This window comes from Pedobacter gandavensis (assembly GCF_032678465.1).
Lineage (GTDB): Bacteria > Bacteroidota > Bacteroidia > Sphingobacteriales > Sphingobacteriaceae > Pedobacter > Pedobacter gandavensis_B.
In genome coordinates this window covers 130,883-142,110 of the sequence record NZ_JAVTSK010000013.1, presented here as the reverse complement: position 1 = coordinate 142,110, position 11,228 = coordinate 130,883, and the positions used below count along the sequence as shown (strand labels likewise).

Annotated in this window: 8 protein-coding genes; 7 read left to right on the top strand and 1 reads right to left on the bottom strand. The window is 41.7% G+C overall.

Annotated features, from left to right (window positions below):
* Window positions 1-68: 68 nt before the first annotated feature.
* Window positions 69-548 carry a hypothetical protein gene (locus R2Q94_RS20190; RefSeq protein ID WP_316823297.1) on the bottom strand — a complete coding sequence of 160 codons (480 nt, stop codon included), beginning with the start codon at window positions 546-548 and terminating at the stop codon, window positions 69-71.
* 405 nt (window positions 549-953) lie between these two features.
* Here R2Q94_RS20190 and R2Q94_RS20185 point away from each other — a divergent pair, with 405 nt between their 5' ends.
* The 7 genes from R2Q94_RS20185 (at window position 954) to R2Q94_RS20155 (ending at window position 11,228) form a co-directional block, all read left to right on the top strand.
* The gene (locus R2Q94_RS20185) at window positions 954-2,726 is read left to right on the top strand and encodes a long-chain fatty acid--CoA ligase (protein WP_316823296.1); all 1,773 of its coding nucleotides are present in this window, start codon (window positions 954-956) and stop codon (window positions 2,724-2,726) included.
* Complete coding sequence (gene ggt / locus R2Q94_RS20180) at window positions 2,704-4,422, top strand: gamma-glutamyltransferase (protein ID WP_316823295.1); 1,719 nt, start codon at window positions 2,704-2,706, stop codon at window positions 4,420-4,422. Before R2Q94_RS20185 ends, ggt begins: the two co-directional genes overlap by 23 nt.
* A 123-nt stretch (window positions 4,423-4,545) precedes the next feature.
* Window positions 4,546-5,859 (top strand): DUF6089 family protein, encoded by a 1,314-nt coding sequence (locus tag R2Q94_RS20175; RefSeq protein WP_316823294.1) that lies wholly within the window; start codon window positions 4,546-4,548, stop codon window positions 5,857-5,859.
* A gap of 306 nt (window positions 5,860-6,165) precedes the next feature.
* Window positions 6,166-7,002 carry a DUF6266 family protein gene (locus R2Q94_RS20170; protein ID WP_316823293.1) on the top strand — a complete coding sequence of 279 codons (837 nt, stop codon included), beginning with the start codon at window positions 6,166-6,168 and terminating at the stop codon, window positions 7,000-7,002.
* A 177-nt stretch (window positions 7,003-7,179) separates the two neighbouring features.
* Window positions 7,180-7,638, top strand: a complete 459-nt coding sequence (locus R2Q94_RS20165; RefSeq protein ID WP_316823292.1) for a MarR family winged helix-turn-helix transcriptional regulator — start codon at window positions 7,180-7,182, stop codon at window positions 7,636-7,638.
* Window positions 7,619-10,024, top strand: a complete 2,406-nt coding sequence (locus R2Q94_RS20160) for a 3-hydroxyacyl-CoA dehydrogenase/enoyl-CoA hydratase family protein (RefSeq protein ID WP_316823291.1) — start codon at window positions 7,619-7,621, stop codon at window positions 10,022-10,024. Before R2Q94_RS20165 ends, R2Q94_RS20160 begins: the two co-directional genes overlap by 20 nt.
* 25 nt (window positions 10,025-10,049) lie before the next feature.
* Window positions 10,050-11,228: an acetyl-CoA C-acyltransferase gene (locus tag R2Q94_RS20155; RefSeq protein WP_316823290.1), complete on the top strand. Its 1,179-nt coding sequence runs from the start codon at window positions 10,050-10,052 to the stop codon at window positions 11,226-11,228.

Genomic DNA, 11,228 nt, shown 5'->3' with positions numbered 1-11,228 from the left:
CATGCAGATCAACCCTTTTTTATTTGTTTTCCTCTAAGCAATAATTGCTTGAGATAGAAAGATTTCTTTTAGAAAGTGAAACGTAACGATAATCCTACTCCAGAAGCATCAAAATCAGTTTCTGGAACCAATCCGATTGCCGGCTTCCAGTCTAATGAAAGATTGATAGGTGCATCAGCAAATTTGTAATCCAAACCTAAAACACCGTCAACAGCTAAATAAAGATCGCTACCGTTATGTGGTTTGTATTTAACAGATCCTACAGTACCACCCACACCATAATACCAGTTTAAACCAGCAGCGTTGTTAATTGGATTATAAATTTCGTATAAACCTGTTACACGGAAATAGTTAGTGTGATCAGTTGATCTAAAGTTGGCAATTAAATCTATCATTTTGTTACCACCCAGTGTAGTTTTGAAAGTCACACCATTTGCAGCACCAAAACGTCCACCGATAGCATTCTTGTAACTTTGTGCGTTTGAAGTAGATTGGAATGCAAACGTAGCAATCACTGATAAGCAAATAATAGTAAGTAATTTCTTCATAATTGTGTTGTTATTTAATTTTTATAGCTAAACTCCTCCTTTACAACTATTGTGCCGTTTGGTCATTTTAAAGTGTTTTTCTTGTATTATTTATAATAAAAAAGGCCATTGCGAACATTAACGAGCTTAAAAAGAGGCGTACTGCTTCGATTAACATTTTTTTTTATGCAAAAAATCTGAGCTTTATAAATGGAGGATGACTTGTTCAGAAATCCATTTCTCTGAATACAAATCACCATTTCTAAACGCCTGATATGGCCAGTTATTTTATAAATATCCTGTACAGAATGTGATCCTGATTATTCTGTTAAAAGAAAACATACCATTATAATAATTGGTTTTAATAGCACATATAATTTGTTAGATTTGAGAAAGACCAGGTAAGAATTATAAAAATAACCGCATATGGCTGTAAATATCACCCGCGTATTTGATTTACTTCAATACAATTTAGAGAATTTTCCCAAAGAGGAGTTTATCAGTGGTAAGGTTAAAGGGGAGTGGAAAAAATATAGTACCCAGCATTTTTGTGAAACCGTTGATGCACTCAGCAGAGGTCTGATCGGGATAGGGCTGAAAAAAGGTTCGAGGGTGGCGGTCATGTCTGCCAACCGGCCGGAATGGAACATTACTGATTTCGCAATTGTACAGTTGGGCGCTTACCAGGTTCCTTTATATCCGACACTTGCGGAGCATGATATCAAATTTATTCTGGAAAATGCGGAAGTCAGTGTGATTTTTGTAGCAGATGAGCTGATCTTTGCGAAAGTGAAAGTCGCTTGCGCGGAATTGAAACATGAAGTGAAAATTTACAGTTTTAACCAAGTGGAAGGAGTTCCATCATGGGAAGAACTCATCAATGCGGGAAAAGCACAGCCAGACCTGGATCTTAATGTTTACCGCAATGAAGTAAAAGCGGAAGATATTTTAACCTTAATCTATACCTCTGGAACAACAGGCACTCCTAAAGGAGTGATGCTGACACATGATAACCTGGTGAAAAATTTCGAGAAATCTTCTGTACTGGTTCCTCCAGGATTACACAAGGCGCTGAGCTTTCTGCCATTGTCGCATATTTTTGAGCGCATGATCGTTTATCTGCATATGTATCAGGGTGCAGCCATCTATTATGCAGAAAGCATGGAGACAATTGTAGCAGACATTCAATTTGTGAAACCAAATGCTTTTTCAACCGTTCCCCGTTTGCTGGAAAAGGTATATGATAAAATCATGGAAAAGGGGAAAGAACTGACCGGGATCAAAAGAGGGATCTTTTTCTGGGCGCTATCTGTTGCGGAAAAGTTTGAATTCGACAATGGTCCTTTTTATAAATTTAAATTGGGTATCGCCAGAAAGCTGGTCTTTAAAAAATGGCAGGCCGCATTGGGAGGAGAGATTGTGGTGATTGTTTCGGGTGGAGCAGCCTTAAATCCACGCCTTTGCCGGATCTTCTGGGCGGCTGGTATGCCTGTGATGGAAGGTTATGGATTAACAGAAACCTCTCCGGTAATCACCGTGAACTATATCGGGGCAACCAGATTTGGAACAGTAGGTCCGCCGATTGATGGAATAGAGGTTAAAATTGCAGCAGACGGTGAGGTCCTGGCCCGCGGACATAACATTATGAAAGGGTATTATAAGCGTGATGACCTGACCGCGGAAGCGATCGATCAGGATGGCTGGTTCCATACCGGAGATATTGGTGAACTGGTAGAAGGCAGGTTCCTGAAAATTACCGACCGTAAAAAAGAGATTTTTAAAACTGCGGGAGGTAAATATGTGGCGCCACAAATGCTGGAAAATAAATTGAAGGAATCTCCATTAGTGGAGCAGGTAATGGTACTTGGTGAAAACAGAAAATTCCCATCGGCATTAATTATTCCTACTTTTGCTGCCCTAAAAACCTGGTGTGCGAAAAAAGGAATTCCCTATACCACCAATGAACTGATGATCAAAGACCCACAAGTCTTGAAAAAGTATGATGAAATTGTGGCATTTAGTTCTAAGGATTTTGGCAAATGGGAACAAGTGAAACGCATCGCCTTACTCTCTAAAGAATGGAGTATTGATGGTGGCGAACTTACCCCTAAATTGAGTTTAAAAAGAAAGGTCATTCTTGAAAAGAATGGCGCAATCATAGAGAAAATATATATAGATGCAGCGGATTATAAAGCTTAGGGTATTTTTAAAGGTAAATGGATGGATGCTGATCACAGCTTTGCTGTTTTCAGGATGTGCAAGCAAACAGCAAGGTCATCAGAATAGCAAAGAATACCACAATGGAATGGTGGTTTCTGCAAGTCCTTTTGCTTCAAAAGTGGGATTAGACATTTTGAAAAAAGGAGGAAATGCAGTGGATGCAGCTGTAGCGGTACAATTTGCCCTGGCAGTAGTCTATCCAAATGCAGGAAATATCGGTGGCGGTGGTTTTATGGTATATCGCTCCGCATCCGGAGAAACCAATACCCTCGACTTTAGAGAAAAAGCCGGAGCATCGGCTTCCAGAGATATGTACCTGGATGCTGCCGGAGCACCAATTGTAGACAAAAGTCTGTATGGACAGTTGGCCGCAGGAGTGCCTGGTTCAGTTGCAGGAATGGTTGCCGCTCATGAAAAATATGGAAAACTGCCCTGGGCAACCTTATTGGAGCCGGCAATTTTGCTGGCCAGAAATGGTTTTCCATTGTCTGCGCAACAGGTGGGCGAGCTGAATAACCTACACGATCAGTTGTTGAAACTGAATCCGGATGGTACCGCATTGCTAAAAGATGGCAAATGGGCAACATCCGATCTATTGAAGCAGGAAGAACTGGCTGGGACACTTGAACTGATCCGGGATCAGGGAAGAGCCGGTTTCTATGAAGGTAAAGTTGCAGATCAGATCATTCAGGAAATGAAGCGTGGTGCTGGCATCCTGACCAAGACAGATTTACAACAATACCAGGCAGTTTGGCGCAAAGCCATTACCGGAAATTATAAAGACTATAAGGTGATCACCATGCCCCCACCTTCCAGTGGTGGAATTGCATTGATTCAATTGCTGAGATCAGTAGAAGCTTATCCATTGAAAAGATGGGGCTTTCAGCAGGATTCTACGGTTCAACTGATGGTAGAGGCAGAACGTAGGGTATATGCCGACCGTGCTACTCACCTCGGCGACCCGGATTTTTATAAAGTTCCGCAGGCCGCTTTATTAGATGAACAGTATACTAAGGATAGAATGAGCAACTTTGATTGGTCCAAAGCTACCCCTAGTGCAAACATTAAAGCCGGAAAGATCAATGGAAAAGAGCATGAAGAAACTACCCATTTTTCTATTGTCGATAAAGCTGGAAATGCAGTTTCCATCACTACTACTTTAAATGGTTCTTATGGAGCAGTCGTAGCCGTTAAAGGTGCTGGATTTCTCCTGAATAATGAAATGGATGATTTTTCTGTAAAACCAGGTGCACCAAACATGTATGGTTTGGTGGGTGGCGAAGCCAATGCCATCGCCCCTGGAAAAAGAATGTTGAGCTCTATGACCCCAACCATTCTGGAAAATGATGGAAAGCTCTTTATGGTTGTTGGCACGCCTGGCGGATCAACCATTATAACGTCCGTTTTTCAGACCATTCTAAATGTGATCGAATTTGATCAGGATATGCAGCAAGCTGTATCTGCAAAAAGATTTCACCATCAATGGTTGCCCGATGTAATTTATACGGAGAGTGGAGCAATTGATGCAGTGAATCGCGCTAAACTGGAAGCAAAAGGTTATATCATTGAGCCCCGAGGACCAATGGGCAGGGTGGACGCGATCCTGAAAACAAAACAGGGTGGCTATCAGGGAGCTGCAGACCCACGTGGCGATGATCAATGGCTAGGTTGGTAGCTGTCTAAAATTCTGCACACTTTCCGTCAACTTACAGTCGTTTAAAGCAGTTTTGATAATTGGCCTGAGTATTGAAATGATTTCAATGATTAAACATTGTATTTATTATTCAATACTTATCTTATGAAACAAAATTTATCTAAAACCCTGCCTGTAGCTATTGCTGCGCTCCTGATAGGAGGTTCTGTTCAGGCACAGGATCAAGCAGGTACAAACTCAAATCAGTTGACGACCTGGTCGATTGGTCTTAATGCCGGGGTTTTAACTCCTTTATCTCCTCTGGGTGGAAAAAATGATTTTTCCAATTCAAAATCCAGTCTGGGTTACGGATTATACATTAAGAAACAAATTACACCTTATTTTTCACTTCGTTTAGACGGGGTTAGAGGTAAACTGAAAGGGGATAACTCTGAAAACTGGAAAAGTGGCGCGCCAAATACCAGTGCTGTAAATGCTTTTGAAACTAACCTGGATTATTCAGGAAGTTTAAATGCAGTGGTAAACTTGTTTAATATCAATATGTTCAATGCCAATAGTGCAGTACAATTGTACGCTTCTGCTGGTGCTGGTTTAGCGGGTTATAAAGTGAAAACTTCGGCAACAGCTGGTGGCGCCTTGGTAGACTATGCAGGTGGTAAAACAATTTCAGAATTGATTATCCCGGTAGGATTAGGGGCTAAATTTAAAGTAGCAGAACGTGTAAATTTAGATTTAGGCTGGACAGTTAACTTTGTGGATGGTGATAACCTGGATGGTGTTTACCGTGGTAACAATGATAAATATAACTACGGCTATGCTGGTTTAGAGTTCGCATTAGGCAAAGGATCGAAACAATTGGCATGGAACAACCCGGTAGCTTTAACCTATGAAGAAGCATTATCGGCTAAACAAACGGCAAATGCATTGAAAGCTGAAAATGATAAATTGAGAGCTGAGATGAACGATTTGTTGAAAGATTCTGATGGTGATGGTGTTGCTGATAAACTGGATAAATGTCCAGGTACTCCAGCAGGTATCGTTGTGGATGGTTCTGGTTGTCCATTAAAAGTTCCGGTTCCAGTAATTCAAGAGAAAGTAATCATCACTGAAGCCGACCGTAAGGTAGTGGAAGAGGCGATTAAAAACTTAGAATTTGATTTAGGAAAAGCAACGATCCGTGCTAAATCTTATCCTACTTTAAATCGCGTTGCAGCATTATTGGTAGAGAAAAACTTTAGCTTGAAATTAGCAGGTCATACTGATAATACAGGTTCTATGGCTTTAAATATGCGCTTATCGAAAGAAAGAGCAGAAGCCGTAAAAGCTTATCTGGTATCTCAAGGTGCTAATCCTTCACGCATTGAAGCGGTAGGATATGGTCCAAACCAACCAATTGCAACCAATAAAACTGCAGCTGGTCGTCAATTGAACAGAAGAGTAGAGTTTACACTTTATTAAACAGATCTGTTTAATCATCAAAAAAAACCGCCTTACCATGTAAGGCGGTTTTTTTTATGCCACATTTCAGCTACTTCCTCAATTTGGTAGAAATGAAGCTGGAATGACCTTAGCGTATGGTGATTCTTTTTGAATTTCTATTGGGAGGTTGCTAGGGCCATTCTGGCCTAAATTGCCTTTAAACCTGTCTCTAGCCAGGTTTAAAGTAGGCTATATTTTGCTAATAAATTTAGTGACAATTGCGATTATGTTAATGATTATGAGTAGCTTAGTTTTGTCAATTCCGACAAACTAAATTATCATACTATGGCAAAATGCCCTATTGGCCCATATGGCCACCCTTCCGGAAGAATCGGAGATCTCGTTTTTTATATGATGAAAGGCCAGGCGATTTGCCGTACCATTGGTAAACCTGGAAAAGCAAGTCTAAAACAAATGGCCAATCGCCAGTCTATGTCTGTGGCTATGGCGCTGCTGAAACCTATGGCCGATTTTATTAAAGTGAGTTTTAGGCTGGAAGCAGAAGGCACGGTGAAAAATGCACACAATCTGGCCACCTCTTACAATAAGAAACATGCGTTAACCGGTGAATACCCTAATATTAAAGTGGATTATGCGAAAGTGATCCTCAGTAATGGCAGTCTGGAAATGGCTGAAAAATTCCGAATGTCTAAAGGAGAAGGCGGATTAAACTTAAGTTGGAATACTGATCTTTCCGAGTATGCTGATGCAGATGATATCCTCATGGTGCTGGTTAGTCATCCGACGAAAAAAAGAGCCAGTACCTATCTGAATGCCGCCAAAAGGTCGGATGGCCGCTGCTTTGTTGCCCTGGATAAAGAATGGATGATGAAGGAGCAAATGGAAGTTTATGTCTGCCTGAAGTCTGCAAATGAACAATCTATCTCTGATAGCAAGTACCTGGGAAATTTGAACGGAGTGCCCGAAAGTATGTTGGAAAAGACAGAAAAAGCGCATTATGATACTGTTAAAGCCCGTTTTGATCAGGTAGCAGCCAGTTACGAAAAACAAAGACTGGATTTTGCGGCAGGGGCTGTGGAAACCAAGGCCTTTCGACACCTGAGCAGAGAATATCAGATTTTACAGGAAAAACTGCTGCATCTGCCCGGGAAACCTTCCTGATGTTGTGCTAAGGCGAATGTATTAGCCCTAAATTACTTCATGAAGGCAGGATAATCTTATTACCAAGCTGAAGTTAAAACACTTAATTTAAGCCAGATAATGTGGAATAATATTTTTTTTCTTTGCTTGCATTTGATTTATTAATTCGATAGCTTTGTTATGCAAGCATAGTAATTAATGAAACAACAAGAGACAGTAGATTATTTCCTGAAGGTGGTTTGGCAGAATGTTTCCAACACTTATAATCAGATCGCTTCCGGCTTCGGAATCACACAGGCCATTGGCTATGTGCTCATCAATATTGAAAAAGAAGGTACCGCTGTTTCCAAGCTGGCTGCTCTGTTGGGTGTCAAAGCGACCAGTTTATCCAGAATGCTAAACAATATGGAAGAACAGGGGTTAATATATCGGGAAACTTCTATCGGCGATAAGCGTTCGGTGAAGGTATTCCTCACAGATTTAGGCCGAGAGAAAAGACTCCTCGCAAGAGAAGTGGTCATTTCTTTTAATGAATACCTGAATGCTCATTTTAGTAATCAGGAAAAGAATAACCTGATTGCGTCCTTACAGAAACTGAATAAACTTACACTGGCATATAAAATTCCTACTGAAAATTATGAACAAGAAGATAAATAGAGTAGCAGTATTGGGCTCAGGTATCATGGGCTCTCGTATTGCTTGTCACTTTGCGAACATTGGAGTTGAAGTACTTTTATTGGACATTGCTCCTAAAGAACTGAACGCGGAGGAGCAATCTAAAGGATTGAGCCTGGACCACCCGGCAGTGAAGAATCGAATTGTAAATGCTGCGTTGCAAAATACAGTGAAAACCAATCCTTCTCCTGTATATTCAAAAAAGGTACTGAATAAAATTACGACAGGGAATTTTACAGATGATATGTCAAAGATCGGTACTTACGACTGGATCATTGAGGTGGTGGTAGAAAACCTGGACATTAAAAGAAAGGTATTTGAGCAGGTAGAGCAATTCCGCAAACCCGGATCATTGGTTACTTCCAATACTTCCGGAATTCCAATTCACCTGATGGCAGAAGGCAGATCGGATGATTTTAAAGCGAATTTCTGTGGAACTCACTTCTTCAACCCTCCCCGTTATCTGAGATTGCTGGAAATTATCCCAACAAAAGATACCCATCCGGAATTGGTAGATTTCTTAATGCATTACGGGGATAAGTTTCTGGGAAAAACAACAGTACTATGTAAGGATACACCGGCATTTATTGCCAATAGGGTAGGTGTTTATTCCATCATGTCTCTACTACATCTGGTAGAAAAAATGGACCTTACCGTAGAAGAGGTAGATAAATTTACAGGTCCTGCTTTAGGCAGACCAAAGTCAGCAACCTTCCGTACCACTGATGTGGTAGGACTGGATACCATGATTAAAGTAGCCAAGGGACTGTATGATAATTGTCCGGAGGATAAAGCACATGATCTTTTTAAGCTTCCTGCTTATGTGGAGAAAATGGAAGCCAACAACTGGCTGGGTGATAAAACCCAGCAAGGTTTTTATAAAAAAACAAAAACTGCCGATGGCAAAACAGAAATTCTGGCCCTTGATTTAAAAACCCTGGAATATCGTCCTCAAAACAAAGTGAAATCAGCTACGCTCGACATCACTAAGTCTATTGAGAATGTAAAAGACCGGATGAAAGTTTTTGCCGCAGGAAAAGATAAAGCAGGAGAGTTGTTCCGCGCTTCTTTCTTCGGTTTGTTCGAATATGTATCGGATCGTATTCCGGAAATATCAGACGAATTGTACCGAATTGATGATGCCATGCGTGCCGGTTTTGCCTGGGATTTAGGTCCTTTCGAAGTTTGGGATGCAGTAGGTGTTGCTGATGCAATCGAAGGGATGAAAAAATATGGACACCAGGCTGCGCCATGGGTTCAGGAAATGCTGACTGCCGGTCATACTACTTTTTATAAGGTAGAGGAGGGCATCAAAAAATATTATGACATTCCTTCCAAAAGCTACAAAGCCGTTCCTGGAGCAGAAGCTTTTATCATCCTGGACAACTTAAGGGCAAATAAAACGATCTGGAAAAATGGTGGTGCTTCGATCATTGATCTGGGCGATGGCATCCTGAATGTCGAATTTCATTCTAAAATGAATACCATCGGTGGCGATACTTTACAAGCCATCAATAAAGCCATAGACCTGGCAGAAAAAGAATATAGAGGAGTGGTGATCGGAAACGATGGTGCCAATTTCTCCGCAGGTGCAAACGTGGGTATGATTTTCATGATGGCCGTAGAACAGGAATGGGAAGAATTGAATCTGGCCGTTCGTATGTTTCAGAACACCTCGATGCGCATCCGGTATTCTTCGATTCCGGTAGTGGTGGCCCCACATAATTTAACACTGGGCGGTGGTTGTGAATTTAGTTTACATGCCGATCATGTGCAGCTCAATGCAGAAACTTATATGGGATTGGTAGAGTTTGGTGTTGGGGTGATTCCTGGCGGTGGCGGTACCAAGGAGTTCGCTTTGCGTGCTTCCGATGAATATAAAGAAGATCAGATCGTCCAAAATGTATTGAAAGACAGGTTCCTCACCATCGGTATGGCAAAGGTATCTACCTCCGCCGTAGAAGCCTTTGAACTGGGTTATCTGCAGAAAGATAAATACTCGATTTCTATGAATAGAAGCCGTTTGATCGCGGATGCAAAAGCTAAAGCAATCGAACTGGCGGATGCCGGCTATACGAAGCCTATGCCCCGTAAAGACATCAGAGTTTTAGGTAAACAAGGTTTGGGTATCGTTTATGCCGGTGCAAATACCATGTATTCCGGTCATTATATTTCTGAACATGATAAGAAAATATCGGAAAAATTGGGTTGGGTAATGTGTGGTGGAGACCTTTCCGCACCAACAGAGGTTACGGAACAGTATTTACTTGACCTGGAAAGGGAAGCCTTCCTGTCGCTTTGTGGAGAACGTAAAACGCTGGAACGAATTCAAAGTATTGTAACCAAAGGAAAACCTTTAAGAAACTAATTTTTTTCTATTAAAAGACACAGACATGCAAGAAGCATATATTATAGCAGGATATCGTACCGCAGTGGGCAAGGCTCCGCGTGGTGTATTTCGTTTTACCAGAGCTGATGATTTGGCTGCGGATGTGATCAGGCAGCTGGTGGATTCAGTACCGAATCTGGATAAAACACAGATTGATGATGTGATTGTTGGAAATGCCACACCTGAAGCAGAACAGGGCCTGAATATTGGGCGTATGGTTTCGCTGATGGGTTTGGATACCGATAAAGTACCAGGTGTAACGATCAATCGTTATTGCGCTTCAGGTTTAGAAACCATCGCAACAGCAGTGGCAAAAATCAGAAGTGGCATGGCAGATTGTATCATTGCCGGTGGGGTAGAGGTGATGTCTGGGATGCCTTTTGGTGGATGGAAAGTAGTTCCAAACGCAGATGTGGCAATGAAAAACCCGGATTGGTATTGGGGAATGGGTTTAACAGCAGAAGCTGTAGCCAAAGAATATAATGTAAGTAGGGAAGATCAGGATGCTTTCGCTTTTCAATCGAATATGAAAGCAGTGGAAGCCATCAAAAATGGCCACCTGAAAGCGGGTGTTGCAGCGATAACGGTAGTAGAAAATTACCTGGATGGCAATATGAAAAAGAAAAGCCGCAGTTATGTGGTGGATACCGATGAAGGGCCAAGAGCAGATACTTCACTGGATAAACTGGCAAAACTGAAACCTGTTTTCGCTGCTGATGGTAGTGTGACTGCCGGAAACTCTTCTCAGACTTCTGATGGTGCAGCCTTTGTGCTGGTGGTTTCTGAAAAGAAAATGAAAGAACTGGGCGTAGATCCTATTGCCCGCCTAGTTAGCTATGGAATTGCTGGTGTTCCACCAAGAATTATGGGGATTGGTCCAATTGAGGCGATTCCGAAAGCGTTGAAAATGGCCGGAATGAAACTGGAAGAACTGGACCTGATTGAGCTGAATGAAGCTTTTGCTTCACAGTCGCTGGCCGTAATCCGGACTTTAGGCATTGATGCATCAAAGGTCAATGTGAATGGTGGTGCGATTGCACTCGGACATCCCTTGGGTTGTACCGGCGCCAAATTATCAGTACAGTTATTTAATGAATTGAAACGGAGAGATCAGAAATATGGTATGGTAACCATGTGCGTGGGTAGCGGACAAGGAGCTGCCGGAATTTTTGAAATGCTTTAA

Coding starts and splice junctions, on each gene's coding strand:
- R2Q94_RS20190 (WP_316823297.1), bottom strand. CDS start 548: ATGAAGAAATTACTTACTATTATTTGCTTATCAGTGATTGCTACGTTT.
- R2Q94_RS20185 (WP_316823296.1), top strand. CDS start 954: ATGGCTGTAAATATCACCCGCGTATTTGATTTACTTCAATACAATTTA.
- ggt (WP_316823295.1), top strand. CDS start 2,704: ATGCAGCGGATTATAAAGCTTAGGGTATTTTTAAAGGTAAATGGATGG.
- R2Q94_RS20175 (WP_316823294.1), top strand. CDS start 4,546: ATGAAACAAAATTTATCTAAAACCCTGCCTGTAGCTATTGCTGCGCTC.
- R2Q94_RS20170 (WP_316823293.1), top strand. CDS start 6,166: ATGGCAAAATGCCCTATTGGCCCATATGGCCACCCTTCCGGAAGAATC.
- R2Q94_RS20165 (WP_316823292.1), top strand. CDS start 7,180: ATGAAACAACAAGAGACAGTAGATTATTTCCTGAAGGTGGTTTGGCAG.
- R2Q94_RS20160 (WP_316823291.1), top strand. CDS start 7,619: ATGAACAAGAAGATAAATAGAGTAGCAGTATTGGGCTCAGGTATCATG.
- R2Q94_RS20155 (WP_316823290.1), top strand. CDS start 10,050: ATGCAAGAAGCATATATTATAGCAGGATATCGTACCGCAGTGGGCAAG.